This is a genomic window from Streptococcus sp. A23 (assembly GCF_043674155.1).
GTDB classification, from domain to species: Bacteria; Bacillota; Bacilli; order Lactobacillales; family Streptococcaceae; genus Streptococcus; species Streptococcus suis_V.
Map to the genome: position 1 here is coordinate 71,038 of NZ_JBIMJP010000003.1, position 26,742 is coordinate 97,779.

Here is a 26,742-nt window from a genome sequence, read left to right on the forward strand (position 1 = left end):
ATTTGATATTAAGTTACAGAAATTAGTCCTTGTTATAAATGCACGCTACCTCCCCTTACTATTGAACTGTATTTAGAATTCTATATAAGAAAAATCTACATATAAATTCTATTTTAAAAATAGCAAAGGAACACCTCATATGAGGTGTTCCTTTTCATATCTGCATGTTCTACTTATATTTTTTATTATCTAAAAAAATGTAGAGATTCGGTTGATTTTTATTGCAATGTAATGAAAGTTCATCTTTCAAAAATCGCTTAAAATCAAGGTTTCTACCGTCTATTGACGTGTAGTGAATCCCTATTTCACCTCAGTAAAAATCACGTGCTTACGCAATTTTGGTGAGTATTTTTTCAATTGAAGACGGTCTGGAGTGTTACGTTTGTTTTTTGAAGTAAGGTACAAACGCTCACCAGATTCTTTGTGTTCAAGTGTGATATTTACGCGCATGGTATCTCCCTTCTATTATTCAGCTGAAGCAGCTTTAGCGATTTTACGTCCTTTGTAGTATCCTTTCAAAGATACACGGTGAGAACGTGAGTAATCTCCAGTAGTTTCGTCAAATTTCACAGTTGGAGCTGCTACTTTATAGTGAGTACGACGTTTGTTTTTCTTCGCTTTTGAAGTGCGACGTGCAGGTACTGCCATTTCTTTCTTCCTCCATTAAATATCAGGGCCAAGCCCCTTATAATCTAAAATAATGCGTATGACTTTCGCCAACTTTAGTAGTATAACAAAAGTTTTTTGTAAAGTAAAGTTACTTGACAGATTTTTTTCTATTTTTTGCAATCAAGCAAGGTGAATGGTCAGATATAGCCAAAAACTATCGAAATGTATAGAAAATATATATTTTACAATGATAACTTTTGGGAATAAAATGAACCTATCAAAATTTTTCAAGGAGTTTTCATCATGTCAAAAACACATTACCATTTCGATCATGTCGGTTCTTATCTTCGTCCACAAGCTTTGAAGGATGCCCGTGAGCAATTCGCCCAAGGCAAAATCAGCCACGAAGACCTGCTCGCTATTCAGGACAAATTGGTCGCTGAATTGGTCCATCACCAGGTTGACAATGGGCTCAAGGTAGTTTCTGACGGTGAGTTCGGTCGTTCTTGGTGGCACCTGGACTTCCTCTGGGAATTGACAGGGTTTGAAGCTTACTTGCAGGAGGATTCTTACAAGTTTCACGGGGCTAAGACTCGCACGACCAATGTCCGCCTCAATGGCAAGGTAGCTGAAAATCCAGACCACCCGTTTTACCGTGATTTCCAATACCTTCAGTCTATCGTGCCTGAGGGAGTTACACCAAAGGTGACTATTCCAAGCCCGTCACTGGTTATCAAGCGTGACCATCGCAGCGATCTCTATGCGGATTACTACGAAAATTGGAGTGATTTCCTAGACGGTTTGGCAAAAGCCTATCATGATACCATTCAGCATTTTTATGATCTGGGTGCCCGCTATGTTCAATTGGACGACACAACCTGGGCTTATTTGATTCAGCAATTGGAGACCTATCATGACCAACCGGAAAAACGGGCGGAATTTGAGCAGATTGCTGAAGATGATGTCTACGTGATCAATAAGGCTTTGGAGGGCTTGCCAGAGGATTTGACGGTGGCGACCCATATCTGCCGAGGCAACTTCAAGTCAACCTACCTTTTTGAAGGAAGCTACCAGACGGTTGCCAAGTATCTGGGCCAACTCAACTATGATATCTTATTCTTAGAATATGACGATGAGCGTTCAGGCGATTTTTCACCGATTGTGGACATCTGGAATGGCCGTGAGAATGTCGAATTGGTGCTGGGTGTGATTACATCTAAAAATCCACAGTTAGAGGATATTGACGCGGTGGTTGCCCGTATTGAAGAAGCAGCGAAATTGATTCCACTCAAGAACATTGGCATCTCAACCCAGTGCGGCTTTGCTTCTACGGAAGAAGGAAATATTCTGACTGAGGAAGACGAGTGGAAAAAATTACAATTGATTAAGACGATTACGGACAAGGTCTGGGGAAATTAGGAGAGAAAAAGGAGATAGGAGGAGTCATAGGGATTTAGGAAGAGCGATTTTAGAAGGTGTAGGAGGCAAGGCCAATGTGTCCAGTCTGACCCATTGTGCGACACGCCTGCGTTTTACCTTGGTGGATAAGTCTAAGGCAGACCAAGCTGGCCTGGAACAGTTAGAGGGTGTTTTGGGTGTGATTGACAAGGGTGGTCAATTCCAAGTTGTTATCGGAAATGACGTGGTCCAGGTCTATCGTCCTTTAGTAGAGGATTTGGAAGAACAAGTAGTCGCAGACCAAGAAGCTTCGAGCAAGCAGGGAATTTTTGCGACTGTTCTGGCTACTATCTCAGGTATCTTTACCCCGATTTTGCCAGTCATTACGGCAGCCGGGATAATCAAGGCTGTGCTATCCTTGCTGACGGTGTTTGGTGTGGTGGCTGCTGATGATACCAACTATCAAATTCTCAACTTTATTGGGGATGCTGGTTTCTTCTTCCTGCCTATCTTTCTTGGCGGCTCGGCTGCCCGACAGTTTAAGACCAATCAGCAGCTGGGGATCTTAATCGGGGCGATTTTGCTCCACCCTAGCTTTGTGTCCTTGGTGACAGCGGCCAAGGAGGCTGGGAGGGGTCTGGATTTCTTCTCCATTCCGATTACCCTATCAAGCTACTCTTCGACCGTTATTCCGGTAATTTTAGCAGTATGGTTCATGAGCTATGTGGAAAGAGTTGCGGATAAGATTTCGCCCAAGGCTATCAAATTCTTCTCTGTTCCACTCTTGACAACTCTGGTGACTGCCCTGGTTACTTTGATTGTGCTGGGGCCACTTGGTGCTATTGTGGGCAATTGGCTGGGTGCTTTCTTCCTCTGGTTGGAAGAATTTGGTCCTTGGGTTGTGCCAACTATTGTAGGAACAGTGTCGCCTTTCTTGGTGATGACTGGTACCCACTACGGTCTAGTATCGATTGGCATCAACAACCGCATGACCATTGGCTATGATACTATCGCTCAGCCTGGCATGTTTCCGTCCAATGTGGCCCAGGGTGGGGCAGCTTTAGCTATTGCACTGAAAACGAAGGATGTCAATAAGCGTGCCTTGGCTTCATCGGCTGGTATTACCGCGATTTTTGGTATCACAGAGCCTGCCCTGTATGGTGTGACCCTGCGTCACCGTCCTGCCTTGATTGGGACCATGGTTGCCGGTGGTATTGGTGGTTTCTTTATGGGGATTATGGGGGCTCGCAACTTTTCTGGTGGTTCTCCAGGGCTTCTGACCATTGCTGCCTATATCGGTGAGGATACGCTCAAGTATTTTATACAGCGGTAGCCGGCCTGGTCATTTCCGTTCTGATTTCCTTTGTGGTGACCTTTGTTCTCTATAAGGAAGATTAAGAACCTGTATTCACTATTCGGCACTTTTAGCTAAGGCTAGTTTTCTGCCACTCAGCGTTGTTTTTCTCGAAATACAGTCAGTATTCCTGCTCAAACGGCCTTGACTTGCAAAAAACTATCTCATATCTAAATGTACCTCACTAGTAAACACAGATCCTAAAAGTGGTGCAAACCGCTTTTTCTTTATGAGAAAAAGGGCTTGCACAGGTTGGCAAAATTTTTTACAATAACATCAGAAAATACTTGATACAACATATATATAATGGTTGTAAGAAGAAATCCATATTAACTACTTTTAAGGAGAACTGTATGAAGACAGTTGGAAAATTTTTTGCTAAAAAGTTGGCGAGCCTCCTGGTTGTTTTATTGGTCCTAGCAATTGGTGTCATCTGGTTTAGAAATAGCATCTTTGCCTGGTTCCGAGGCACTCATACGGTCCAGTATGAATTTGTCATCAAGCGGTTTGAGCAGGAGACCAAGCTGATCGTGGCAGGTGCAGATGTGGAAACGACTGCCAATCATACCTTTGAAAACAATAAAATGAAGGAGTGGCCAGACTGGACAGAGCCTATCACCAAGCTCTTTGTTGGACGAGAAATGTCGGTCGAGATTCCTGTTCAGACCGAGTTTAAGCTGGATTTGGAAGGCTTGACCAAGGATGATATTCGCATTGAGGACAATACCTTGACCTTCCAAAATTCTCTGACTGTTGAGGTGGACTCTCAGCAACATGGGGAAATCAAGATTTCCAATAATAGCAATGGTTTGATTGACAAGGCTGTCGATGTCTTTACTGCCGGACAAAAGGCGCAAGAATTTCTGTCTGACAAGTCTCAGGAGGCCATTTACAAGACCAGTGAGTATGTCCTGAATGACGCTGAACGTCAGGAAAAGGTGGTCGGCTTTGCGGAAAATTCTCTTGAAAGTCTACTCAATTTAAATTCCGATGAAAAGTTAGAAGTTGATTTATCTCTGGATGACCTCAACTTTGTCATCGTTGATAAGAAATAGCAGTGGAAACCGTGTCAAGCAGACATGGTTTTTTGCTCGCTCTGCCATTTCCAAAAAGCCTGGGAATATGGTAAAATAGGAAACAAACTGTAGAAATGAGAGACGAGATGAAACTTCAAAAACCTAAGGGAACCCAGGATCTATTGCCACAGGATACGGTCAAGTGGCAGTATGTGGAAGGCTTTGCCCGCAGTATTTTTAAGCGATACAATTACGCAGAGATTCGCACGCCGATTTTTGAGCATTACGAGGTTATCAGCCGTTCTGTTGGCGACACGACGGACATCGTGACCAAGGAAATGTATGACTTCTATGACAAGGGCGACCGCCATATTACCCTTCGTCCGGAAGGGACTGCCCCGGTGGTTCGTTCGTATGTGGAAAACAAGTTGTTTGCTCCAGAAGTACAAAAGCCAAGCAAGTTTTACTACATGGGCCCAATGTTCCGTTATGAGCGTCCTCAGGCTGGTCGTCTGCGCCAGTTCCACCAGATTGGTGTGGAGTGTTTTGGTTCCAACAATCCTGCGACGGATGTGGAAATCATGGCCATGGCCTATCATTTCTTTGAGGAACTGGGGATTCAAAACATCACCCTTCACCTTAACAGCCTGGGCAATCCAGAGAGTCGTGCAGCCTATCGCCAGGCCTTGATTGATTATCTGACACCGCTCAAGGACCAGTTGTCCAAGGATAGCCAGCGCCGTTTGGAGGAAAATCCTTTGCGCGTGCTGGATTCCAAGGAAAAAGAGGACAAGGCGGCAGTTGAAAATGCTCCGTCTATCTTGGATTACTTGGATGAAGAGAGCGCGGCCTACTTTGAAGGGGTCCAGTCTATGTTGGACAGCCTGGGTATCACCTATGTCATTGACACGAATATGGTTCGCGGTTTGGACTATTACAACCATACCATTTTCGAGTTCATCACCGAGGTGGGGGGCAATGATTTGACCATCTGTGCAGGTGGTCGCTACGACGGTCTGGTCAGTTATTTCGATGGACCTGAGACACCAGGTATTGGCTTTGGTATGGGGATTGAGCGCCTGATTCTGGTCCTTGAAAAGCAGGAAATCGAGCTGCCGATTGACCAGTCTCTGGATGTTTATATCGCTGTTTTGGGTCAGGAGGCCAATGGCGGAGCTTTAGAGCTGGTTCAAGTCCTCCGCAAGCAAGGCCTGTCTGCCGAGCGTGATTACCTAGACCGCAAGCTCAAGGCCCAATTTAAGTCTGCGGATGTCTTTGGTGCCAAATACATCATCACCCTTGGTGGAAGCGAGCTGGAAAGCGGCCAGATTACTGTCAAGAATAATCAGACCCGCCAGGAAGTCAAGACTAGCCTGGATACCATCAAAAATGAGTTTGCCAGCCTCTTGCCAGAACTTGGAGCAGAGTAGGGGAGGTAGAGGATGAAAAAATACATCAATATTGCCTTAATTTACGCCGTTGCAGGTCTTCTCAGCGGTCTTGCTTACCGTGAGATCATCAAATTAACCGGTTTTACTGGTCAGACATCTCTTAATTTGGTTCACACCCACCTGTTTACATTGGGCATGTTCCTCTTTATGATTGTGGCGCTCTTTGCCCAGCACCATGAATTGGAAAAAATCAAGTCTTTTCGTGTCTTCCTAGTGACCTACCACATCGGCTTGCCTCTTTCTGCTATCATGCTGGCTGTCCGCGGTATGACCCAGGTTCTAGAAATGGATTTGTCAAAAGCTGTCAATGCTAGTATTGCAGGCTTGGCAGGTATCAGCCATTTCCTGGTTTCAGTTGGTATTATCAGTCTACTCCTTGCCTTGAAAAAAGTAGCTGAAGATTAACATATAAACAGTAAAGCAAGCTCCGTTTTGGAACTTGCTTTTATTGTTTATCTGGAATAATAAAGAAGAGATAGTAGGTAATGAAAATAGTCAAAGCAACTAAGAGGATTTTGACTGGTAGGAGTGGGGCTAAATAGATAGAAATCCCCATGAGGATGTAAATTTGCAGGATAATTCGTTTTTTCCGACTCTTGCTGATAGACTTGGTCTCCGCATAGTCAGCGACATAAAATTGATAGAGCTTGGTTGTCCTGAGCCAGGTCTCAAACTTCTTTGAACTATTGGCAAAACAAAAGCCAGCTAAGAGTAGCAGGGGAGTGGTAGGGAGGATGGGCAGGAAAATGCCGCATCCACCAACAGGAAATTATTGCAGCTCATGGCTACACATTTTAGCGAGAAGGCTGAAATAGAATTGGTAGAAATTAAGGATTTGCCAATGTTTAACAAGCCTGCCACCCGTCAATTACCAGAAGCTGTCTTGGAATTGGCTAAGAAAATTGAAGGGGCAGAAGGGGTTATCATTGGAACACCCGAATATGACCACTCTATTCCAGCAGTTTTGATGAATGCCTTGGCTTGGTTGTCTTATGGCATCTATCCCTTGTTGAACAAGCCGATTATGATTACAGGTGCATCTTATGGTACCTTGGGTTCTTCCCGTGCCCAGTTGCAGTTACGTCAGATTTTGAATGCTCCTGAGCTCAAAGCCAGCGTTTTGCCTGATGAGTTTCTCTTGTCAAATTCCCTGACTGCCTTTGATAAGAAAGGTCATTTAGTGGATATTGAAACAATCCAAAAATTGGAGGCTATGTTTGACGACTACCGCTTATTTGTGAAAATGACTGGAAAATTGTCTCATGCCAAGGAACTCTTGCACAAAGAGGCAGAGAATTTCGACTGGGAAAGTTTATAGGAAGAGGACGAAAAGATGAAATTTGTTGGTATTGTAGGATCAAATGCGGACCAATCATACAACCGTATGCTCTTGGAATATATCCGCCGTCAATTTAAGTTGAAGTTTGAACTAGAAGTCTTGGAAATCAAGGATGTTCCGATGTTCAATCAAGATGAAGACCAATCGGACTGCTTTGCTATCCAGTATTTGTACAATAAGATTACTCGTGCAGACGGTGTTATCATTGCAACACCAGAGCATAACCATACGATTACACCAGCCCTCAAGAGCACCTTGGAATGGTTGTCCTTCAAGCTCCACCCACTGACAGATAAGCCTGTCATGATTGTCGGTGCTTCTTACTATGACCAAGGAACATCCCGTGCCCAGGTCCATCTCCGTAAGATTTTAGATGCTCCAGGTGTCAATGCCTATACCCTTCCAGGAAATGAATTCCTACTTGGCAAGGCAAAAGAGGCCTTTGATGAGAAAGGAAATATCATCAATGAGGGGACAGTGAAATTCCTAGAAAGCTGTCTCGATAACTTTATCAAATATGTAGGAGTAGTGTCTCAGTTGAAAAAACCAAAACCAATTGAACCAGAAGATCTTTACTGCGGTAAGCCAATTGCAACGACTGTTCAGGGCATTGACCCAGATGATCCAAACTGGTTGGAGAAGGCTGCTGCCCAGGTTGGAGCTGTTGAAGGAGACACCTATGTCAAATTGGACAACGGTCTACTGACGGTTAATCAGCTCAATCAATTCCTCAAGGCCATGCCTTTTGAATTGACTTTCACAGACGATAACAACCAGTTCCTCTACTATAATGCCGCTTACCAAGATCCTGAAACCATGCTTGGAAAACGTCTGCCAGAGCATGTCGGCGGTCGTTTGGCAACCCTACACGGCACCCTGCCACCAGCTCGCATGAAGAACGTGGAGTGGGTTGTTGGAACGCTCCGTAACGGTAACCAAGAATACGTTCGGACCATTGTTCCAGGTACACCGCCAGAAGTTATCAATACCCACAACTATCAGGCTATGTACTATCCGGATGGCTCCTTTGCAGGTATCAACGAGATTATCTTCAACTTCAAGCCATGGTTGGATTGGTACCTCAATGAAACTGGTCAACAGTTGGTTGGCGGTAAGGCTATGTCAGCTGCTGGTCACGGTCATGCAGCTGCCCATGTCGATGCGACATCCGGTGCATCGGATGCAGGTGCTGCTCCAGCTCCAGCTCCAGCTGCTTCCGGTGTGGATGCAAGCTCTGGTGCATCAGAAGCCTATTAGATTTGTAATGAAAGGTGCCATCAGGGCACTTTTCCTTTATTATTTTATTAGAAAGAGGAGACTATGACAGTTTTTAAGGAGAAAATCGGTGCGGCTTGTGCCAAAAAAGAGGCTCTCTTTGATGAGAGTTTGGGTCGGTATGCCCTGCGTTCTATGTTTGCTGGGGCCTATCTGACCATGTCAACGGCTGTGGGAATTATCGGTGCGGATGTCATTTCTAGCCAATTTCCGGCCCTGGCTCGCTTTGTCTTTACCTTTATCTTTGCTATCGGCTTGATTTTTGTCTTGATTTTCAATGGCGAATTAGCGACATCCAATATGATGTATCTAACAGTAGGAGGCTACTACAAGCAGATTTCCTGGAAGAAGGTCTGCACGATATTGCTTTATTGTACCTTCTTTAACTTGATTGGTGCTATTGTCTTGGCCTATCTATTCAATCAATCTTTTTCCTTCCAGCAACTGACAGATAAGAGTTTTGTAATCAATGCGGTCCAGCTCAAGTTGGCCAAGACAGATTGGATGAACTTCATCGAGGGCATTACTGCCAATATGTTTGTCAATATGGCTATTATGGGATATATGCTCCTGAAGGAGGAATCTGCCAAGTTCTTTGTGGCCCTATCTGCCATTTTCATGTTTGTTTTCCTCATCAATGAGCACTTGATTGCCAACTTTGCTTCTTTTTCGCTGGCTGGATTTAGCCCTGTTGACAACATCAAAGGTTTTGATTTGGTCAATATTCTTCGCCAGTGGACCGTAGTTTTCTTTGGCAATTGGATAGGTGGAGGTCTCTTTATCGGGATTGCCTATGCTTGGCTCAATGAGACCAAAACAGTGCATAAGGAAGGTTAGAAAACAAGCTCTCAGACCCCATACCGATTTTTTCAAATAGGTCTTGAAAAATACTCTAAAATGCCTATAATGTATTTACATTAAGGTATTTTTTAGTCTACTCTGCTATTCTACTGGGAAAAGGAGGAGATTCTATGTTTATTTTTGCCTTTCCTGGTACGGGAAAATCGACCCTTGCGAAACAGTCGTCAGCCATCGTGGACTTAGAGATGTCTGACATCAAGTATGACAATTCGAGCGTCAGCCATTTGACCAAAGAAGAGAGGAAGTCTGTGCCGCGGCCTATTAAGGACAAGGACTACCGTCAGACTTATATTGACAGGGCCTATGCCCTGGAGCGTGAGGGCAAGACGGTTCTCGTAGCTATGAATTTTCTGGTCAGGATGCTGGCAGCCATGCTGGTTCGAGGCTTTGTCCCCTTCCATATTTACATTCCTCACTTTTCTTTGAAGGAAGAATACAGGAAGCGCTATATTCAAAGAGGAAACAATTCCCGCTTTATTTTTGAGGTTATGTTTATTTGGTATCTAGTGTTGCTCCCTTTTTATCTACTATCCATATGCCTGCCAAAATGGATCACTGTATTGGGAGAGGGTGAGACATTGTCAGACAAGATATTCGCTAAAAATCACCAAAAATCCAATCCAAAAACAGGCCTAGCGCAAACCATTTCATGAAAATGAATGAAAATTCACAAATTACTTGAAAAAATGACGCTAAAGCGTTATCATATTATGGTACATAAATGGAGGAATGACATGACACATATTACATTCGATTATTCAAAAGTCTTGGGCCAATTCGTCGGAGCTCAAGAAGTAGACTATATGCAACCACAAGTTACCCTAGCTGACCAAATGCTCCGTCAAGGAACAGGTCCTGGTAGCGACTTTATCGGCTGGTTGGATTTACCAGAAAACTACGACAAAGAAGAGTTTGCTCGTATCAAGGAAGCGGCGGCTAAGATCCAAAATGAAAGCGACGTTTTGGTGGTTATTGGTATCGGTGGTTCATACCTTGGTGCTAAAGCAGCAATTGATTTTTTGAGCAACTCTTTTGTTAACTTGCAAACTCGTGAAGAGCGTAAAGCTCCACAAATCCTTTACGCTGGAAACTCTATCTCATCAAGCTACCTTGCTGACTTGGTGGATTATGTTGCTGATAAGGATTTCTCAGTTAACGTGATTTCAAAATCAGGTACAACAACTGAGCCAGCCATTGCTTTCCGCGTCTTCAAAGAATTGCTTGTCAAGAAATACGGTCAAGAAGAAGCTAACAAGCGTATCTATGCGACAACTGACAAGGCAAAAGGTGCTGTTAAGGTTGAAGCGGACGCAAATGGTTGGGAAACCTTTGTTGTTCCAGATGATGTCGGTGGCCGTTTCTCAGTCTTGACTGCAGTTGGTCTTTTGCCAATTGCGGCAGCTGGTGCAGACATTGATGCCCTTATGGAAGGTGCAAACGCAGCTCGTAAGACTTATACTTCAGATAAGATTGCTGAGAATGAAGCATATCAATATGCAGCTGTTCGTAACATTCTTTACAGAAAAGGCTATGTAACAGAAATCTTGGCTAACTACGAGCCATCACTTCAATACTTCAGCGAATGGTGGAAACAATTGGCTGGTGAGTCAGAAGGTAAGGACCAAAAAGGTATCAACCCAACATCTGCTAACTTCTCAACAGACTTGCACTCACTTGGACAATTTATCCAAGAAGGAAACCGCAATATCTTTGAAACAGTAGTTCGTGTTGACAAACCAAGAAAAAATATCTTGATTCCTGAAATGGCAGAAGACCTTGACGGTCTTGGCTACTTGCAAGGTAAGGATGTTGACTTTGTAAACAAAAAAGCAACGGACGGAGTACTTCTTGCCCACACAGATGGTGGCGTACCAAACATGTTTGTCACTCTTCCGCAACAAGATGAATTCACACTTGGTTACACCTTCTACTTCTTCGAGTTGGCAATTGCGATCTCTGGTTACCTCAATGCCATCAACCCATTTGACCAACCAGGTGTAGAAGCCTACAAGAAAAATATGTTCGCTCTTCTTGGTAAACCAGGATTTGAAGAACTCGGTGCAGAATTGAACGCACGTTTGTAATGAATATGAACCGGCCGCTTGGTCGGTTTTTCTTATGCCTCAAATCCTGTCTGTGTGTCTAGGTGTCTATTGTCTAAAAAAGTAATTTTTCTCTAAATTTTCTTGCATTTATCTATTGACAACCGATATATATATATATAATGGACATATAACATTCTTTAGGAGGCTATTATGGCAAAGAAAATTAGGGATGAGCATGGCAATGTCTATGTACAGAAGAAACCATTTTACAAACGGATTTGGTTTATCGTGTTGGCAGGTTTAATTGTACTTGGAGCTTTAGGCAATGCACTTGGCGGCGGTAAAGAGGGAACAACAACCTCAAGCCAACCTTCAACACAGGAAACAAGCCAGGCAAATACGGAGACTCCAGCAAGTAGCTCAGAAAAAGCAGAGGAGAAGCCAGCAGAGGTGACCTATGGCATTGGGCAAGAAGTACCAGTTGGTGATGTAACCTATATTGTAAATTCAAAAGAAATTGTCACTAATGTTGGTGGTGAATTTGGTAAAAATGCAAATGGAGTTTTCTTGTTGCTCAATGTTACCGTAAAAAATAATGGGACTAAAGCCATTACAGTAACAGATGACTTCTTTACTTTGTTAAAAGGTGAAGTGGAGTACGAGACAGATTCGTCAGCGGGTCTATTTGCTAATCAAGATGCAAATTTCTTCCTCTCTGAGGTAAATCCAGAGAGTACCATTACTGGCAATGTCATCTTTGATATTACAGAAGAGACAGCAAATGATCCAAGTATCCAACTCAAAGTACAAACTGGATTTTGGGGTACAGAGACTGGTTTGATTAACCTACAATAACAATCAAGAGGCATAACTCTAGTCTCTTTCTCATTGCCGGCCGCTTGGTCGGTTTTTCTTATGCCTAAAATTATGGTACAATGGTTTTACAAGGAGATAGGTCTATGAAACCAGAGTATTTTGTAGTCGGGGATGTTCATGGCAAGTATCAACTCTTGGTTGATTTGTTGCAGAAGTGGAATCCTGAGCGTCAGCAATTGATTTTTTTAGGGGATTTGATTGACAGGGGTGAGGATTCCAAGGCTTGTTTGGAATTGGTCATGGATTTGGTGCAGAATCAGGGAGCCATTTGCCTGACAGGTAATCATGAGCGGATGTTCCTGGCCTGGTTGCGGGACCCTCAGGACCGCTATGACCATTATCAGAGAAATGGTGGTGATACGACCATCAATTCATTGCTGGGGCGTTCCTTGGATGCGTCGGTGGATGGTATGGTGGATGCCCATCAGGTTTCAGAGCAATATGGGGAATTGATTGATTTTCTCAAATCTTGTCCCTACTATCTAGAAACGGAGCTCTATATCTTTGTTCACGCGGGGGTTGACCTGACCTTGGATGATTGGCGGGAAACCGGTGAGCATGACATGGTTTGGTTGCGATCCAAGTTCCACGAGACAGCTAATGAAACTGGCAAGTGGATTATTTTCGGCCATACACCAGTCTATAATTTGTTTGGAACTAAGACGCGGATCAGTCAGATTTGGGACAGTGGTGATGGAAAAATTGGCATGGATGGCGGTGCTGTCTATGGCGGAGTCCTCCATGGTCTGGTCTGCAATCAAGACGGGCCAATCGAAGACTATGTGGTCGGTCACACCCGATTCCAGTTGCAGGTAGAAGATTAGTTTTTATCAGCTCCACCGGGAAACAGGGGAGAACAAGATTTTGTAAATAGACATATTAAAAAAGGCGATTGTGTTCGCCTTTTTGTGTATTCAGATAAAATTGTCTAAAAAGTCTGAGTGGTCACGAGAGTTGTTTGCAGAAGGTATTATGCCTTCAATCTAAAGGTATGCGGAGCTTTTTTCAAGAGAAAGAAATAGCCGAAGCCGACGTAGAGCAGGAGAAGGCATGACACGCCGATGACATAGTAGTGAGAACCAATATCTACACGGCTATTGAGATAGGCCACCCAGTAGAGGGCTCCACTGAGAAATTTATAGACAGGGTTGGTCACTTCCATGTCTTTGGTAAAGGGCTGCAACATATAATAGATAAAGAGGTCATGAAAGGAAAAGAGGGCGGTCAGGCTGGTCAATAGCAGGGCAGTTAGCAGATAGCTGCCAGGAGTGTATGTCGCCCGTGTAAAGAGGACAAGCCCTAAAAAGAGGGTGACAGCAAAGCGAGCGTTGTAGAAGATAGACTGCTTGAATCGGTAGTTGAAACCAGCAATAATGGTCTGCGGTTCCCGATAAAAGGGGTAATGGAGCATGGAAAGGTCGCAGTTGACAAAGACCATTTGGGCAATGGTTTTCCCCATTGAGCCGGCATACATGACTATAAAGGTCACCGGCAGGAGGGGTAGAAATCCTTTCTCGGCAGGAACCGTAAAGGTCGGGTCCAAGAACCGAATGAGCTCCAAGGTCGCAAAAATCAAGACCAGAATGCCGACCCGAAAGAGGGATTTTTTCTCTAGGATGGTTCGGTAGCGGTCAAATAGCAGAGCGTTTAGGTAGTTCATGCCAGACAGGTGACTAAGGTCCTTGCCTTTTTTGAGTTTGAGTTTCTCCTGCATCTGCAGACCTTGATGGGTGTATTCATTACCCTGCACGATACCAGCGATTTTTTTATCGGTGATAGCAGATTGGTCCATGCAAAATTCTATGTAGCTGTTCAGCTGATAGGGCTGGAGCAAGCTCCACAGACTGACCAGGATGAGAATGCCTAGTAAGACAGCCAGCCCCATAAACAGCTGGTTGCTCAGGCTATCTCTGTAATAAAAGGCAAGAAAATAGGAAATGATACCAGAAATCCCGATGACGGCAGATGACCAACCATTTCGTTTGTAGCGAAAGCCTTTTTGAAAAAGGAAGCGGTTGAGTGCCTGTCCAGAAAAGCTCAGCGCCATGGGGGTCAAGAAACCTAGTGGGAGGAAAATCCATTGTCCCGACAAGAGGCAGAAGGTTACCAGAGCGGGCAGGTAGTAGATACTGGTCAAGACGGGTTCTAAGAAAATACGACTGTAGAAGTAGGTGGTTCGTGATAAGCCGAAATGGGTCATAAATTCCCGGTCGGGCTGGCTGATAAAGGGGTCAAAACTCCCTAAAAATCGATTGGCTATTCCAATGCAGTAGCACCAGCTGACAAAGCCCATGGTCCACATGCCTTCTTGTTCAAGGGTAAACTGAGGTTCACCTCTGAAGAGATTGAGGAAGAGAATGGCTATGCCCACGTGGAGTGCCAACCAGAAGAACTTGGCAAAAAAGCGCGTTGGGATGCTGAGGATGATGTTGAAATAGAAAAGAAAACTCTTGAAACCATACCTTTTGAAGATGTTGACCGGAATTTTATGGCCGACAAGAGGAATTTTTCGTAGGTAGTAGAGCAGGCTATTGGCCGACTTGTAGGCTCTGAATTGCTGCTGGTACCAGGTGTAGGTCAGCATGTCTTTGATTTGTTTCTTCATGGCTATCTCCTATTGCTCCGTTAGTAGGTTGACAATTTCCTGCTCAAAGTCCGTGTCATGGAGCTTGTCTGTCGGCACAGCTTGGAGTTTATGGTGATGGAGCAAAACAATCTCGTCGCAGAGATCCTGAGCCAGCTGAAGAATATGGGTGGAAAAGATGATAACAGAATCCTTCTTAGCTTCTCGAATCAGCTGCTTAAACTCGTGGGCAGCCACAGGGTCAAAGGACGTCAGCGGCTCATCCAAGAGCAGGACAGGAGGCTGGACAATCAAAGACAGGAGTAACTGGACCTTGTTCTGCATACCGTGGGAAAAATCCTTGAGCAGACGATGTTGGTCTTCTTCTCCGATACCGACTAAGTTCAGCCATTCTTCTGGACTGCGAGGAGATTTGAGCTTATCCTTGTGAATATCCATATAGAAACGGACAAATTCATAGGCCGTCATAAAGGCAGGCAGTTGTGGGTAGGTTTGGGTAAATCCGATGTCCGTATTATCGTAGTCAAAGGCATTTCCATCCTTTACAAACTGAATCGAGCCACTATCCAAGGTCAGATTTCGGGCAATGCAGTTAAACAGGGTTGTCTTACCAGCTCCGTTCCGCCCCAGCAAGCCGTAAATCTTCCCTTTTTCAAAGGTAAAAGAAGCGTCTTCCAAAATGATTTTATGGTCGAATTTCTTGGAAATAGAAGATAATTTCAGTTGCATAGCCAATCTCCTTTTTGTTATATTGTTATGGATTTATCATACAATAAAAAACAAAAAAATTCAAGCAGATTTTTACTTGAATTTAGAAAGAGGATAGGGGTTGTTTTTGCTGCCCCTGGCCATTGAAGTTACTATCCTTTAGCCAGTTTTCAAGGGCATGCTTGCGGTCGGGCCATTCGTGGTCTAATAGAGAAAACCAGGCGGTATCCCGATTGCGTTCCTTATAGACTAGAGCCTGACGGAAGGTACCTTCGTAGGTAAAGCCCAGACGGTTGGCAGCGACCTGACTGGCTTGGTTGAGCGAGTCGCATTTCCATTCATAACGTCGATAGCCCAGTTCTTCAAACACATAGTTCATGAGAAGATAGTGGGCTTCTGTCGCCTGTCGGGTCCGTTGCAGTTGTGGAGAAAAGATAAGCCAGCCAACCTCGATGCTACGGTGATTTGGAACAATATTCATTAGTGCCAAGCTACCAATGGCTTGTTGGCTTTCCTGGTCCACAATAGCTAGATAATAAGGGTCAATAGAATCCAACATCGTCTGGAAATAGGCTTGAAAAGAGTCACGGTCTGCAAAGGGTTCAAGGGCCAAGTAGGTCCAGTCAGCTTTCTTGGCATTTGGTCCATAAAACTGATAGAGATCATCTGCATGGTGCAGGCCCAGTTTTTCTAAGCGGACTGTTTTTCCTTGAAGAATATCCAGACTTGGTCGCTCACCACTGGAGTAATGTGGCAAGGGCATACCAATTTCTTGGCCGAATGAATTGATAGGCATGGTTCCCTCCTAATAATGCAAACTCCCTGCCACCCAGCCAGTTGCAAGACAGTAGGTGATATTAAAGCCGCCTGTATGGGCGTTGATGTCCAAGACCTCACCTGCAAAGTGAAGGCCAGGAATTTTCTTACTTTCCAAGGTTTTGGGGTTGATTTCCTTGAGGTCAACGCCACCCTTGGTCACAAAGGACTTGGCCAGGGACATCTTGCCGGTAATCTTGATCGGCAGGGATTTGAGAAGAGTGACCAGTTTAGTCAGGTCTTTTTGGGAAACTTGTTTGACCTTGCAGTCGTAGTTCTCTGCGAAGAAGTCGGCTAAGCGGTCTGGCATGAGTTCAGCAAGGGCATTCTTGACGGATTTTTCTCTGTTCTTTTCTAAATGCTCAAACAAGTCTTGGTCAGAATGGGTCGGCAGAGCATCGAGAAATGCGATTTCGCCGCCTTTGACAAAACTAGACAGACGAAGAGCAGCGGGCCCCGACAGGCCAAAGTGGGTAAAGAGCAGGTCATGGGTGATGACGTGCTTGCCGTAGGTCAGGGTGACGTCGTCCAAGGAAATGCCTTGAAGCTTCTTGTGGGGGAAGTCGGTCAGGACAGGGCTTTCTGCGGCTTCAATCTCTGTGACTTCCAGCTTAAAGTGGCGGGCAATGTCGTGACCAAAGCCAGTCGAGCCAGTGGAAGGGTAGGTCTTGCCGCCGGTGGTGACAATGAGCTGGGGTGCCGTAAAGGATTCCTCGCTGGTCTTGACATGGAAGAGGTCGTCCATCTTGCGAACGGACACCACCTCCGTACCTGTGCGGATGTCCACGCCATTTTCCAACATTTTCATCTCCAGGCACTTGATAATGGTCTGGGAACGGTCGGTAGTCGGAAAGACACGGCCGTGGTCCTCCACCTTGAGCTTGACCCCATTTTCCTGAAAGAAATTCATGATGTCATGGTTGTCAAACTGGGAGAAGACGCTGTAAAGAAAGCGGCCATTGCCAGGAATGCCAGCTAGCAGGTCTTCCAAAGTACCGTTGTTGGTCACATTGCAACGTCCGCCACCTGTGCCAGATAGTTTCTTGCCCAAACGCTTGTTTTTTTCAAGGAGCAGGGTCTTCTTGCCGTAAAAGCTGGAAGAAATCGCAGCCATCATACCGGCTGGCCCTGCTCCGATAATAATGGTATCTACTGTATTCATGCCTTTATTGTATCATAAATTTAGGAAAGTTTTTCAAAATGAGGGCTTGTCCTTGACTTTACTCTCCGTTCCTGTTAGAGTAGGGAAGTAAATTAGTTTTTGAGTTCTGTTTGTGTTTCCCCTGCTTTACCTTTCTAGTTTTACAAATAAAAAGAAAGGAAGTAGTGAAATGGCACAAGGAACAGTAAAATGGTTCAACGCTGAGAAAGGCTTCGGCTTTATTGCTCAGGAAAATGGACCAGATGTATTTGCTCATTTTTCAGAAATTCAAACTAATGGTTTCAAATCATTGGATGAAGGTCAAAAAGTGACTTTTGATGTGACAGAAGGTCAACGTGGCCCTCAAGCGAGCAATATCGTGAAATTGTAAAATAAAAACCTTCCAAATGGAAGGTTTTTTGTATGCCTGTCTAGGGAAATTTGACAGCAACCCCCTCTTGTGGTAATATTTTAATGATACAGTCAGTAGAAAAAATCAAGTATTTGAGGATAATATGGGAATTGAAAAAACAGTCAGCGAATTGGCTGAGATTTTAGGTGTCAGCCGTCAGGCTATGAATAACCGGGTAAAATCACTTCCAGATGAGTTTGTTGAGAAGAATGATAAGGGCGTGACGGTGGTCAATCGTCAGGGTCTGGTCAAGCTGGAAGAGATTTACAAGACCACGATTTTTGAAGATGAGCCAGTCAGCGACGAGGTTCTTCACCGTGAAATGATTGAGATTGTCATCGATGGAAAAAATGAAGAAATCGAGCGCTTGTATGCCCAACTCAAGGTTAAGGATCAACAATTGGCTGAGAAAGATGAGCAGTTGCGGGTCAAGGATATCCAGATTGCGGAGAAGGATAAGCAGCTGGACCAACAGCAGCAGTTAACAGCCAAGGCTATGGCGGACAAGGAAGTTCTCAAGTTAGAATTAGACGAGGTTAAGGCCCAGGCGGAAGAGGTAAAACCGAAAGGTTTTTTTGCTAGATTATTTGGCAAATAGAGGGATCCTATTTTAGGAAATGTTCGGGAGTGACAAGTTGTCGCTCTCTTTTTTGCGACATAAAGGAGTGATTGTGGTAAGCTAGAAACAGATAATTTTCTGAAAATTTCGGAAACTATTCTAGAGGAGGTTGCTTTATGTCCTATTTTCAAAATTTTATGAAGGCCAATAAGGCCTATGTTGACTTGCATGGAACCCAGCATTTGCCCTTGCGTCCTAAGACCAAGGTGGCCATTGTGACCTGTATGGATTCGCGCCTGCACGTTGCCCAGGCCTTGGGGCTGGCTTTAGGGGATGCCCATATCTTGCGGAATGCTGGCGGACGTGTCACTGAGGACATGATTCGGTCTTTAGTCATTTCCCAGCAACAAATGGGAACGCGGGAGATTGTGGTTCTTCACCACACGGACTGCGGTGCGCAGACCTTTACCAATGAGGCTTTTGCGGAGCATATCCACAGGGAGCTGGGTGTGGACGTTGCTGGGCAGGATTTCTTGCCATTTACAGATGTGGAAGAGAGTGTTCGCGAGGATATGGAGCTACTGCGGAAATCACCGCTCATTCCTGAGGATGTGGTCATTTCAGGTGCTGTCTATGATGTGGATACGGGTCGGATGACAGAGGTCAGCTAAGAACCTGTATTCACAGCTCGCCATCTTTAGCTAAGGCTAGTTTTCTGCTACTCAGCGTTTGTTTTTCTCGAAATACAGTCAGTATTCCAGCAAAAAACTATCTCTTATCTACATGCATCTTACTTGTGAATACAGGTTCTAAGAGCAGAGTCGTGAAGTCGGATTATTTCCGGCTTTTTTTGTAAAAATACTTGACAGTCATTCGGAGTTGATGTAGAATTGTTTTATAAAAATAATACAAAGAAACAAAGGAGTCCTCTCATGTCTGATAATCGTATGAAATACACAATTGATAGCAATATGCAATTTCCTTTGGTGGAAATTGCCTTAGAGGCTGGAGAGTCGGCTTATATTCAACAGGGGAGCATGGTTTACCATACACCCAGTGTGACCTTAAATACTAAGCTCAATGCCCGCGGTGGTTCAGGATTCGGTAAGTTGCTGGGAGCTATCGGTCGCTCCATGGTGTCGGGTGAGTCTATGTTTATCACCCAGGCTGTATCTAATAGCTATGACGGGAAAATCGCCCTGGCGCCGTCCACACCTGGTCAGGTTATTGCTCTAGAGCTGGGTGCCAAACAATACCGCCTCAATGATGGTGCCTTTCTGGCTTTGGATGGTTCTGCTCAATATAAGATGGAACGCCAAAGTGTGGGCCGTGCCTTCTTTGGTGGCCAAGGCGGACTCTTTGTCATGACTACAGAAGGCGAGGGTACACTTTTGGCAAATGCCTTTGGTTCCATCAAGAAAATTGAGCTAACAGGTGGAAGCATCACCATCGATAATGCTCACGTGGTAGCCTGGAGTCGTGACCTCAACTATGATATTCACCTAGAAAACGGCTTCCTTCAGTCTATTGGTACTGGTGAAGGGATTGTCAATACATTCTCAGGTTATGGGGAAATCTATATACAAAGCCTTAATATCGAGACCTTTGCCAATGTCATCGGTAGTCATTTGACTGTTTCGGGTGGCGACGGAGGTGGCGGTTCCACAACACTTTTAGATGCGATATTTTAACCAGTCGACCAGCTTTGGCTGGTTTTTATCTGCACATTTTTACCACTTACTTGTAAAATCTAACCACTTACTGAAAAGCCCTTGCCTTCACACCATAGCCTGATATAATAGGTATATCAAATGAAAGGGAGGTCTTATGAAAGTTCGGATTGAATTAGATGATAGCTTAGAGCAAGTCGAAGTGATTATCAGAAGTAGCCAACTAGGACCAGAGTTGGAACGCATCCAGCAGGCTTTGCAACAGGTTAGCCGTCCCTCGCTTGTCTTTTACAAAGGAACCAGTGAATATTTCTTGAAACTTGAGGACCTGCTCTTTTTTGAAACGGATGGAACCAAGATGATGGGACATACCAGGGATGATGCCTATGAAGTCAAGATGAAACTCTATGAACTTGAAGACTGCCTCCCTGCTTATTTTTGTCGGGTTTCCAAGTCAACCATTGCCAATAGCAAGGCCGTTTATTCGCTGGATAAATCCTTTTCAGGAACTAGTCGGATTTCCTTTTATAAGACTCACAAGGAGGTCCATGTGTCGCGGCATTATTATCATTTATTAAAAGAAAAGTTACGAGAAGTGAGGTAGAGAGATGAAAAAATATGGTTTAGGGATTGCCCTGCTGGTCTTGGCAGGCTTGGTCTTGTTTCAAGACTACTTGCCGGCTATTGAGCTTCCTCTTTGGAAATTGGCACTGGTAGTCGGTTGGAGTTATCTTCTCCTAAAAGCAATAATTAAAAGACAGTTAGTTACAAGCTTTGTGTGGGGAACTTTGGTCTTTATTATTTTGAACAACCACTTTGACTGGGTGGACATCGATACTTGGACACTGATTGTGGGTGCAGGCCTAGCCTGTGCGGGTTTGCAGCTCTTATTCAAGCCCAAGAGACCAGATGTGAGCAGTACAGGAGTGATTGGCGATAAGGGACGGGAAATAGCTTTTGGCTCCTCTACTCGCTACATTCATGAGGAAAATTTTACCTACGATAGTGTGGAAGTGGCCTTTGGCTCCAGTATGGTTTATTTTGATCAGGCGGTTATTCTGGGAGATAAGGCTGAATTTCATATAGATGCAGCTTTCTCATCAGTTAATCTTTATCTGTCTGCTAACTGGCAGGCGGTCGTGGAGCTAGATAGTTCCATGTCTGCTGTCAATAACTATGCAACTGGTATGGGAGAAAAGATGCTACATATCACAGGAGATATGGCCTTCTCCACTTTGAATATCTATTACACCTAGAGTGAACAGAGAGCAGTCTATCCAGGCTCCTCTGTAGGATAAAAAATCTGAATATTCTGGAAATTATTCAAAAGAAAGGGATTATCATGAAAAAGATTTTGAAAAATACTACTTACCTATGGGTATTGACTGCGGATATGCTGTCCAATTTTGGCGATGTGGTCTATTATCTGGCCTTGATGAACTATGTTTTGCTGGTGCCCAACAGCCGTCTGGCTCTGGCGATTGTGACCTTCTCGGAAATCTTCCCTAGCTTTATGGGACTCTTTACAGGCTATTTGGCAGATAAGACAGTCAACAAAATCGGCACTATCAAGCTGACCCTTCTCTTCCGTGTCCTTCTCTACCTCATCCTCGGATTCTGCATGGGCTTTGAGCCAGCCCTCTGGATTGTCGTGGTGGCTGCAACTTTCAATGTCTTTGCAGACTTCGCCGGCTTCTATGAAAACGGCCTCTATACACCTCTGGGATTACGCGTAGCGCCCAAGGAAGAGCGGGAGCAGTACTCGGCCTTTCGCCAGACCGTGACCAGCCTCCTCAACATCGCCTTTCAGGCCCTCTCTGCCCTCTTGGTCGGCCTCCTCTCCTACCAAAACCTGGCCTTTCTCAACGCCGGCACCTTTTTAGCCGCCCTCCTCATTATGCAGCTGCTGACACCAGCCTTTCGCAAACTCCTGACGGAGCAGCCTTTGAAAATAGCAGAGCAGCCGAGCCAGACTGAGCAAAAAACCAAAGGACCGGGCATTCTAGCTTCCTTCAAGCAAGCCATCGTGGAGCTTCGCAAGATTCCCGAGTTCCGTCTGGTCCTGATTACCAGCCCCCTTATCAATGCCTGTGGAGCGATTCTCTATCCTATTCTGGTCCTCTTGATTAGCGAAGACCCAGGCCTCGTCTTCCTTAATGTTGAAACGACTCTTGCCCTGACCATTTTGATTTTCTTTGTTGGCAATATCTTGGGTTCGACCTTGGTCTTTAGCCTCTTCAAAAAGACCAGCATGGTGACGCTGGAAGTGGCAGCCACTTTCTCTCTTCTTGGCGTTTTTGTCGGAATGTTGCTACATCAACTGCCAATTATTTTCTTCTTCCTTACTACAATGGGAATTAGCTTTGGGGCTAGTGGTCCCAAGTTTAATGCCAAGTTTGTCAACTCCATGCCAGAGGAGCAACTGGCAACTATCGGCGGTGCAGTATCGACCTACTTTATGCTGGGTCAGGCTTTTGTTCGCCTACTTGTTTCAGGTCTGGTCTTGGTATTGGCCGTCGATCAGATTAGCGGTCTTTTCCTATCAGCTACTGGAATCTTAGTCCTATACGTCCTCTACTGGCTGGCCCGCAAGCAAAAAACACCTCAAAATCAGTCTGCTTAGGCTGATTTTTCTGTTATCTGCGGGGCAACTATGCTATAATGTTCTTGATTGAAATTTTACAGGAGAGAAACATGACTAAACCAATTCGTGTGCGTTACGCACCAAGTCCAACAGGACTTTTGCATATCGGAAATGCCCGTACAGCATTGTTCAACTATCTTTTTGCCCGTCATCACGGCGGTACTTTCCTTATTCGTATCGAGGACACAGACCGTAAACGCCATGTGGAAGACGGAGAGCGTTCTCAGCTGGAAAACCTGCGTTGGTTGGGCATTGATTGGGATGAAAGCCCAGAAACCCATGAGCAATACCGCCAGTCTGAGCGTTTGGATATTTACCAGAAGTATGTCGATGAGCTCTTGGCTTCAGGAAAGGCCTACAAGTCTTACGTGACCGAAGAAGAGTTGGCGGCGGAGCGTGAGCGCCAGGAAGCTGCAGGTGAAACACCTCGCTATATCAATGAATACCTTGGCATGTCTGAGGATGAAAAAACTGCCTATATCGCAGAGCGTGAGGCGGCTGGCATTGTCCCAACTGTACGCTTGGCTGTCAATGAAGCTGGTATCTACAAGTGGAATGACATGGTTAAGGGTCAAATCGAGTTCGAAGGTGGCAACATTGGTGGTGACTGGGTTATCCAGAAACGTGACGGTTACCCAACCTACAACTTTGCCGTGGTGATTGACGATTATTTGATGGAGATTTCGCACGTTATCCGTGGGGATGACCATATTGCCAATACACCCAAGCAACTCATGGTCTATGAGGCACTGGGCTGGGAAGCGCCAGAATTTGCCCACATGACCTTGATTATCAACTCTGCAACGGGTAAAAAATTGTCCAAACGTGACACCAATACCCTTGCCTTTATCGAAGATTACCGCAAAAAAGGCTACCTGCCAGAAGCTGTTTTCAACTTTATCACACTTTTGGGTTGGACTCCTGGTGGTGAGGAAGAAATCTTCTCCCGTGAGCAATTTATCCAACTCTTTGACGAGAACCGCCTCAGCAAGTCACCAGCTTCCTTCGATCCGAAAAAGTTGGCTTGGATGGGCAATGAATACATCAAAAAAGCTGATTTGGAGACCATTTTCAACCTTGCTAAACCATTCTTGGAAGAGGCTGGTCGCTTGACAGACAAGGCAGAAAAATTGGTGGAACTTTACAAGCCACAAATGTCATCTGCGGATGAAATCGTTGGTTTGACAGACCTTTTCTTCTCTGATTTTCCAGAATTGACGGATGAAGAAAAAGAAGTCATGGCAGGTGAGACTGTTCCGACTGTCCTCAATGCTCTTAAGGAAAAATTGGAAGCCATGACGGACGAGGATTTCCAACCAGATAACATCTTCCCACAAATCAAGGCTGTTCAAAAAGAAACAGGCATCAAGGGCAAAAACCTCTTCATGCCAATCCGTATCGCTGTTTCAGGTGAAATGCATGGGCCAGAGTTGCCAAACACTATTTACCTCCTCGGCCGTGAAAAATCTATCCAGCATATTGAGAATATGTTGAAGAGTTTGTAATACAAATAATCCCCACTGTCATATGGCGGTGGGGATTTGTTATAGTTTAAAACTATGGAAATAAGCTTGAAAACGATATAACCAGTTTCTGAAAATTCATGGTATGATAGACTAATCACAAGAATTTAGGAGAGTGTATGGAAAATCATAATTTTGAAAATCAGGGTACTTTTAATCGAGAGATGAACAGTCGCCATTTGCAGATGTTGTCTATCGGTGGGGTTATCGGGACAGGTTTGTTCTTGAGTTCAGGCTATACCATTGCACAGGCTGGGCCTTTTGGAGCTATTGCGGCCTATCTTTTCGGAGCTGTCATGGTCTATTTGGTCATGTTTTCTTTGGGTGAATTGTCGGTTGCAATGCCGGTGACTGGATCTTTCCACACTTATGCGACCAAGTTTATCAGTCCAGGTACTGGTTTTATGGTGGCCTGGATGTATTGGCTCTGCTGGGTCGTTGCTCTGGCCTCGCAGTTTGTTGGGGCAGCCCAGCTCATGCAACGCTGGTTTCCTAGTGTACCGATTTGGATTTTTGCGACGATTTTTGCAGTTATTGTATTTGGTTTGAACACCCTATCAGTTGGCTGGTTTGCCAAGGCGGAGGATGCGCTCTCGTCTATCAAGGTCTATGCCATAGCAGCCTTTATCGTGCTTGGGACTTTGGCTATTTTTGGTATTTTGCCATTTGAGGGAACCAATGCTGCGCCACTGTTTAACAATATCACAAGTAACGGTTTACTTCCTAATGGTCTGGTTGGTTTTATCACGGTCATGCTGTCTGTTAACTATGCCTTTTCAGGTGTGGAAATGATTGGAATTGCGGCAGGGGAGACAGATAACCCTAAGAAAGCCGTGCCACAAGCTATTAAATCGACCATCGGTCTTTTGGTTATCTTCTTTGTCTTGACAATTGTTGTTTTGGCAGCCCTACTTCCTATGTCAGAGGCAGGTGTGACAGAAGCGCCGTTTGTGCTTGTCTTGGACAAGATTGGCTTCCCTTATGATGCAGATATTATGAACTTCATCATTTTGACAGCTATCTTATCAGCCTCAACTTCAGGACTTTACGCTTCAAGTCGTATGCTGTGGTCTTTGGCCAATGAAGGCATGATTAGTAAGGAATTAGTGAAGATTAATAAGCATGGTGTGCCTATGCGTGGCATGATTTTGTCCATGATTGGTGTTGTAATAGCCTTGATTGCGTCAATTTATGCAGAAGATACCATCTTCTTGGCCCTGGTTTCTATCGCTGGTTTTGCAGTTGTCATTGCTTGGTTGGCTATTCCGCTTGCACAAATCGGTTTCCGTCGTGAATTTTTGAAAACTCACAGTGAAGAGGAATTGGAATACAAGACGCCATTTTCACCGACCTTACCATGGATTACCGTTATTCTGCTAGTTATTTCCATCATTGGAATCGGCTGGGATCCTTCACAGCGTGCCGGTCTATACTTCGGTGTTCCTTTCATGATTGGCTGCTATATTTATCACTATATCCGCTTTAAAAAGTGGTAGGAGGGTTCAAGTATGGGGCGTTTTAAAGAACTATTAGAACAAAAGGAATATATCATTTTACACGGTGCTCTTGGAACAGAGTTGGAGTTTCGTGGTCATGATGTATCGGGCAAGCTCTGGTCTGCCAAGTATCTATTGGAAAATCCCCAGTTCATCAAGGATATTCACAAAGATTATATCCGTGCAGGTGCGGACTTGGTGACAAGCTCCACCTATCAGGCGACCTTTGAAGGATTAGCAGAAGTTGGCTTGTCACAAGCAGAGGCGGAGGACCTCATTCGCTTGACCGTTGATTTGGCCAAGGAAGCGCGTGATGAGGTCTGGGCTGAATTGGCTGAAGATGAAAAAGCACAACGAACCTATCCTCTCATTTCAGGTGACGTGGGTCCCTACGCAGCCTATTTGGCCAACGGTGCTGAATACACGGGTGATTATGGCAACATTAGTCTGTCAGAGTTAAAAGATTTCCACCGTCGCAGAATCGAACTCCTCCTAGAACAGGGTGCGGAACTCTTGGCCTTGGAGACCATTCCAAATTTTCTTGAAACACAAGCCTTGGTAGAGTTGCTGGCAGAGGATTTTCCAGAGGCTGAAGCCTATATCAGTTTCACCTCACAGGACGGGCAGTCGATTTCTGACGGAACGTCTATTGAAAAAATAGCAGAGCTGGTCAACAGCAGTGAGCAGATTTTGGCGGTTGGTCTTAACTGTACGGCTCCCTCGCTGTACTCAGCTTTCCTTGGCAAGTTGAGAGAAAAAACGGATAAACCATTTGTGACTTATCCGAATTCTGGGGAAGTCTATGATGGAGCCACTCAAACTTGGAAGGAAAAAGCAGGCGACAGCCATTCTCTTCTGGACAACACACTTGAATGGCACGAACTGGGCGCCAATGTAGTTGGAGGGTGTTGCCGTACCCGACCAGCCGATATTGCAAGTCTAGTTGCTGGATTGAAATAAAAGTA

General features: G+C 44.8%; 29 protein-coding genes. 22 read left to right on the plus strand and 7 right to left on the minus strand.

Features of this window, described 5'->3' with window-relative positions; translation table 11 throughout:
- Positions 1 to 300 precede the first annotated feature (300 nt).
- Positions 301 to 450 (minus strand): 50S ribosomal protein L33, encoded by a 150-nt coding sequence (rpmG, locus tag ACHBIE_RS02675; RefSeq protein ID WP_002262412.1) that lies wholly within the window; start codon positions 448 to 450, stop codon positions 301 to 303.
- A gap of 15 nt (positions 451 to 465) precedes the next feature.
- Positions 466 to 648: a 50S ribosomal protein L32 gene (rpmF, locus tag ACHBIE_RS02680; RefSeq protein WP_002937589.1), complete on the minus strand. Its 183-nt coding sequence runs from the start codon at positions 646 to 648 to the stop codon at positions 466 to 468.
- A gap of 264 nt (positions 649 to 912) precedes the next feature.
- Between rpmF and ACHBIE_RS02685 the strand changes: the two genes are divergently transcribed.
- From ACHBIE_RS02685 to ACHBIE_RS02705, 5 genes are all read left to right on the plus strand, one after another.
- A complete protein-coding gene (locus tag ACHBIE_RS02685) occupies positions 913 to 2,028 on the plus strand; it encodes a vitamin B12 independent methionine synthase (protein WP_394732653.1) in 1,116 nt (371 codons plus the stop codon).
- Between the two features lie 76 nt (positions 2,029 to 2,104).
- The gene (locus tag ACHBIE_RS02690; protein ID WP_394732654.1) at positions 2,105 to 3,340 is read left to right on the plus strand and encodes a PTS transporter subunit EIIC; all 1,236 of its coding nucleotides are present in this window, start codon (positions 2,105 to 2,107) and stop codon (positions 3,338 to 3,340) included.
- A gap of 374 nt (positions 3,341 to 3,714) precedes the next feature.
- The gene (locus ACHBIE_RS02695) at positions 3,715 to 4,416 is read left to right on the plus strand and encodes a hypothetical protein (protein WP_172009831.1); all 702 of its coding nucleotides are present in this window, start codon (positions 3,715 to 3,717) and stop codon (positions 4,414 to 4,416) included.
- Positions 4,417 to 4,523: 107 nt separating this feature from the next.
- The gene (hisS, locus tag ACHBIE_RS02700; protein ID WP_394732655.1) at positions 4,524 to 5,807 is read left to right on the plus strand and encodes a histidine--tRNA ligase; all 1,284 of its coding nucleotides are present in this window, start codon (positions 4,524 to 4,526) and stop codon (positions 5,805 to 5,807) included.
- Between the two features lie 12 nt (positions 5,808 to 5,819).
- The gene (locus tag ACHBIE_RS02705; protein WP_394732656.1) at positions 5,820 to 6,233 is read left to right on the plus strand and encodes a DUF2871 domain-containing protein; all 414 of its coding nucleotides are present in this window, start codon (positions 5,820 to 5,822) and stop codon (positions 6,231 to 6,233) included.
- A 40-nt stretch (positions 6,234 to 6,273) separates the two neighbouring features.
- Here ACHBIE_RS02705 and ACHBIE_RS02710 read toward each other — a convergent pair whose 3' ends face one another.
- A complete protein-coding gene (locus ACHBIE_RS02710) occupies positions 6,274 to 6,576 on the minus strand; it encodes a YbaN family protein (protein WP_394732693.1) in 303 nt (100 codons plus the stop codon).
- 24 nt (positions 6,577 to 6,600) lie between these two features.
- Here ACHBIE_RS02710 and ACHBIE_RS02715 point away from each other — a divergent pair, with 24 nt between their 5' ends.
- The 7 genes from ACHBIE_RS02715 to ACHBIE_RS02745 all read left to right on the plus strand — a co-directional run bounded on the left by ACHBIE_RS02715 (position 6,601) and on the right by ACHBIE_RS02745 (position 13,048).
- A complete protein-coding gene (locus ACHBIE_RS02715; protein WP_245169921.1) occupies positions 6,601 to 7,146 on the plus strand; it encodes an NADPH-dependent FMN reductase in 546 nt (181 codons plus the stop codon).
- Positions 7,147 to 7,161: 15 nt separating this feature from the next.
- A complete protein-coding gene (locus ACHBIE_RS02720; RefSeq protein WP_105122279.1) occupies positions 7,162 to 8,424 on the plus strand; it encodes an NAD(P)H-dependent oxidoreductase in 1,263 nt (420 codons plus the stop codon).
- A gap of 63 nt (positions 8,425 to 8,487) precedes the next feature.
- On the plus strand, positions 8,488 to 9,279 hold the full coding sequence (locus ACHBIE_RS02725) for a formate/nitrite transporter family protein (protein WP_105122278.1): 792 nt from the start codon (positions 8,488 to 8,490) through the stop codon (positions 9,277 to 9,279).
- A 134-nt stretch (positions 9,280 to 9,413) separates the two neighbouring features.
- On the plus strand, positions 9,414 to 9,956 hold the full coding sequence (locus ACHBIE_RS02730; protein ID WP_394732657.1) for a hypothetical protein: 543 nt from the start codon (positions 9,414 to 9,416) through the stop codon (positions 9,954 to 9,956).
- A gap of 81 nt (positions 9,957 to 10,037) precedes the next feature.
- Entirely contained in the window at positions 10,038 to 11,387 is a 1,350-nt protein-coding gene (locus ACHBIE_RS02735; protein WP_394732658.1) for a glucose-6-phosphate isomerase, read from the plus strand.
- Positions 11,388 to 11,558: 171 nt separating this feature from the next.
- Entirely contained in the window at positions 11,559 to 12,203 is a 645-nt protein-coding gene (locus tag ACHBIE_RS02740) for a DUF4352 domain-containing protein (protein ID WP_257117169.1), read from the plus strand.
- A 104-nt stretch (positions 12,204 to 12,307) separates the two neighbouring features.
- Positions 12,308 to 13,048, plus strand: a complete 741-nt coding sequence (locus tag ACHBIE_RS02745) for a metallophosphoesterase family protein (protein ID WP_394732659.1) — start codon at positions 12,308 to 12,310, stop codon at positions 13,046 to 13,048.
- Between the two features lie 146 nt (positions 13,049 to 13,194).
- Here ACHBIE_RS02745 and ACHBIE_RS02750 read toward each other — a convergent pair whose 3' ends face one another.
- The 4 genes from ACHBIE_RS02750 to ACHBIE_RS02765 form a co-directional block, all read right to left on the minus strand.
- Positions 13,195 to 14,829, minus strand: a complete 1,635-nt coding sequence (locus ACHBIE_RS02750; RefSeq protein ID WP_394732660.1) for a hypothetical protein — start codon at positions 14,827 to 14,829, stop codon at positions 13,195 to 13,197.
- A 9-nt stretch (positions 14,830 to 14,838) separates the two neighbouring features.
- The gene (locus ACHBIE_RS02755; protein ID WP_394732661.1) at positions 14,839 to 15,537 is read right to left on the minus strand and encodes an ATP-binding cassette domain-containing protein; all 699 of its coding nucleotides are present in this window, start codon (positions 15,535 to 15,537) and stop codon (positions 14,839 to 14,841) included.
- Positions 15,538 to 15,619: 82 nt separating this feature from the next.
- A complete protein-coding gene (locus tag ACHBIE_RS02760) occupies positions 15,620 to 16,312 on the minus strand; it encodes a GNAT family N-acetyltransferase (protein ID WP_394732662.1) in 693 nt (230 codons plus the stop codon).
- A gap of 9 nt (positions 16,313 to 16,321) precedes the next feature.
- Positions 16,322 to 17,494, minus strand: coding sequence for an NAD(P)/FAD-dependent oxidoreductase (locus ACHBIE_RS02765; RefSeq protein WP_394732663.1), 1,173 nt, complete (start codon positions 17,492 to 17,494; stop codon positions 16,322 to 16,324).
- Between the two features lie 169 nt (positions 17,495 to 17,663).
- On the opposite strand from ACHBIE_RS02765, the gene ACHBIE_RS02770 reads away from it, so the two are divergent.
- From ACHBIE_RS02770 to mmuM, 10 genes are all read left to right on the plus strand, one after another.
- The gene (locus ACHBIE_RS02770) at positions 17,664 to 17,864 is read left to right on the plus strand and encodes a cold-shock protein (RefSeq protein ID WP_105122269.1); all 201 of its coding nucleotides are present in this window, start codon (positions 17,664 to 17,666) and stop codon (positions 17,862 to 17,864) included.
- A 124-nt stretch (positions 17,865 to 17,988) separates the two neighbouring features.
- Positions 17,989 to 18,483: a DUF536 domain-containing protein gene (locus tag ACHBIE_RS02775; protein ID WP_105111069.1), complete on the plus strand. Its 495-nt coding sequence runs from the start codon at positions 17,989 to 17,991 to the stop codon at positions 18,481 to 18,483.
- A gap of 137 nt (positions 18,484 to 18,620) precedes the next feature.
- Entirely contained in the window at positions 18,621 to 19,115 is a 495-nt protein-coding gene (locus tag ACHBIE_RS02780; protein ID WP_105122268.1) for a carbonic anhydrase, read from the plus strand.
- Between the two features lie 261 nt (positions 19,116 to 19,376).
- Positions 19,377 to 20,135 carry a TIGR00266 family protein gene (locus ACHBIE_RS02785; RefSeq protein WP_105122267.1) on the plus strand — a complete coding sequence of 253 codons (759 nt, stop codon included), beginning with the start codon at positions 19,377 to 19,379 and terminating at the stop codon, positions 20,133 to 20,135.
- Between the two features lie 136 nt (positions 20,136 to 20,271).
- Positions 20,272 to 20,718, plus strand: coding sequence for a LytTR family DNA-binding domain-containing protein (locus ACHBIE_RS02790; RefSeq protein WP_105122266.1), 447 nt, complete (start codon positions 20,272 to 20,274; stop codon positions 20,716 to 20,718).
- Between the two features lie 4 nt (positions 20,719 to 20,722).
- Complete coding sequence (locus tag ACHBIE_RS02795) at positions 20,723 to 21,370, plus strand: hypothetical protein (RefSeq protein WP_105122265.1); 648 nt, start codon at positions 20,723 to 20,725, stop codon at positions 21,368 to 21,370.
- 86 nt (positions 21,371 to 21,456) lie between these two features.
- Positions 21,457 to 22,737, plus strand: coding sequence for an MFS transporter (locus ACHBIE_RS02800; protein WP_105122264.1), 1,281 nt, complete (start codon positions 21,457 to 21,459; stop codon positions 22,735 to 22,737).
- Positions 22,738 to 22,808: 71 nt separating this feature from the next.
- A complete protein-coding gene (gene gltX / locus ACHBIE_RS02805) occupies positions 22,809 to 24,263 on the plus strand; it encodes a glutamate--tRNA ligase (protein WP_394732664.1) in 1,455 nt (484 codons plus the stop codon).
- A 137-nt stretch (positions 24,264 to 24,400) separates the two neighbouring features.
- Complete coding sequence (locus ACHBIE_RS02810; RefSeq protein WP_394732665.1) at positions 24,401 to 25,777, plus strand: amino acid permease; 1,377 nt, start codon at positions 24,401 to 24,403, stop codon at positions 25,775 to 25,777.
- A gap of 12 nt (positions 25,778 to 25,789) precedes the next feature.
- A complete protein-coding gene (gene mmuM, locus ACHBIE_RS02815; RefSeq protein ID WP_394732666.1) occupies positions 25,790 to 26,737 on the plus strand; it encodes a homocysteine S-methyltransferase in 948 nt (315 codons plus the stop codon).
- Positions 26,738 to 26,742 lie beyond the last annotated feature (5 nt).

What these genes read in the sequence shown, in the direction of transcription:
- ACHBIE_RS02740 (WP_257117169.1), top strand. Translation starts at nt 11,559, where the DNA reads ATGGCAAAGAAAATTAGGGATGAGCATGGCAATGTCTATGTACAGAAG.
- ACHBIE_RS02745 (WP_394732659.1), top strand. Translation starts at nt 12,308, where the DNA reads ATGAAACCAGAGTATTTTGTAGTCGGGGATGTTCATGGCAAGTATCAA.
- ACHBIE_RS02790 (WP_105122266.1), top strand. Translation starts at nt 20,272, where the DNA reads ATGAAAGTTCGGATTGAATTAGATGATAGCTTAGAGCAAGTCGAAGTG.
- rpmF (WP_002937589.1), bottom strand. Translation starts at nt 648, where the DNA reads ATGGCAGTACCTGCACGTCGCACTTCAAAAGCGAAGAAAAACAAACGT.
- rpmG (WP_002262412.1), bottom strand. Translation starts at nt 450, where the DNA reads ATGCGCGTAAATATCACACTTGAACACAAAGAATCTGGTGAGCGTTTG.
- ACHBIE_RS02770 (WP_105122269.1), top strand. Translation starts at nt 17,664, where the DNA reads ATGGCACAAGGAACAGTAAAATGGTTCAACGCTGAGAAAGGCTTCGGC.
- ACHBIE_RS02795 (WP_105122265.1), top strand. Translation starts at nt 20,723, where the DNA reads ATGAAAAAATATGGTTTAGGGATTGCCCTGCTGGTCTTGGCAGGCTTG.
- mmuM (WP_394732666.1), top strand. Translation starts at nt 25,790, where the DNA reads ATGGGGCGTTTTAAAGAACTATTAGAACAAAAGGAATATATCATTTTA.
- ACHBIE_RS02780 (WP_105122268.1), top strand. Translation starts at nt 18,621, where the DNA reads ATGTCCTATTTTCAAAATTTTATGAAGGCCAATAAGGCCTATGTTGAC.
- ACHBIE_RS02760 (WP_394732662.1), bottom strand. Translation starts at nt 16,312, where the DNA reads ATGCCTATCAATTCATTCGGCCAAGAAATTGGTATGCCCTTGCCACAT.
- ACHBIE_RS02720 (WP_105122279.1), top strand. Translation starts at nt 7,162, where the DNA reads ATGAAATTTGTTGGTATTGTAGGATCAAATGCGGACCAATCATACAAC.
- ACHBIE_RS02725 (WP_105122278.1), top strand. Translation starts at nt 8,488, where the DNA reads ATGACAGTTTTTAAGGAGAAAATCGGTGCGGCTTGTGCCAAAAAAGAG.
- ACHBIE_RS02775 (WP_105111069.1), top strand. Translation starts at nt 17,989, where the DNA reads ATGGGAATTGAAAAAACAGTCAGCGAATTGGCTGAGATTTTAGGTGTC.
- ACHBIE_RS02765 (WP_394732663.1), bottom strand. Translation starts at nt 17,494, where the DNA reads ATGAATACAGTAGATACCATTATTATCGGAGCAGGGCCAGCCGGTATG.
- ACHBIE_RS02735 (WP_394732658.1), top strand. Translation starts at nt 10,038, where the DNA reads ATGACACATATTACATTCGATTATTCAAAAGTCTTGGGCCAATTCGTC.
- gltX (WP_394732664.1), top strand. Translation starts at nt 22,809, where the DNA reads ATGACTAAACCAATTCGTGTGCGTTACGCACCAAGTCCAACAGGACTT.
- ACHBIE_RS02800 (WP_105122264.1), top strand. Translation starts at nt 21,457, where the DNA reads ATGAAAAAGATTTTGAAAAATACTACTTACCTATGGGTATTGACTGCG.
- ACHBIE_RS02810 (WP_394732665.1), top strand. Translation starts at nt 24,401, where the DNA reads ATGGAAAATCATAATTTTGAAAATCAGGGTACTTTTAATCGAGAGATG.
- ACHBIE_RS02755 (WP_394732661.1), bottom strand. Translation starts at nt 15,537, where the DNA reads ATGCAACTGAAATTATCTTCTATTTCCAAGAAATTCGACCATAAAATC.
- ACHBIE_RS02785 (WP_105122267.1), top strand. Translation starts at nt 19,377, where the DNA reads ATGTCTGATAATCGTATGAAATACACAATTGATAGCAATATGCAATTT.
- ACHBIE_RS02705 (WP_394732656.1), top strand. Translation starts at nt 5,820, where the DNA reads ATGAAAAAATACATCAATATTGCCTTAATTTACGCCGTTGCAGGTCTT.
- ACHBIE_RS02685 (WP_394732653.1), top strand. Translation starts at nt 913, where the DNA reads ATGTCAAAAACACATTACCATTTCGATCATGTCGGTTCTTATCTTCGT.
- ACHBIE_RS02695 (WP_172009831.1), top strand. Translation starts at nt 3,715, where the DNA reads ATGAAGACAGTTGGAAAATTTTTTGCTAAAAAGTTGGCGAGCCTCCTG.
- hisS (WP_394732655.1), top strand. Translation starts at nt 4,524, where the DNA reads ATGAAACTTCAAAAACCTAAGGGAACCCAGGATCTATTGCCACAGGAT.
- ACHBIE_RS02730 (WP_394732657.1), top strand. Translation starts at nt 9,414, where the DNA reads ATGTTTATTTTTGCCTTTCCTGGTACGGGAAAATCGACCCTTGCGAAA.
- ACHBIE_RS02750 (WP_394732660.1), bottom strand. Translation starts at nt 14,829, where the DNA reads ATGAAGAAACAAATCAAAGACATGCTGACCTACACCTGGTACCAGCAG.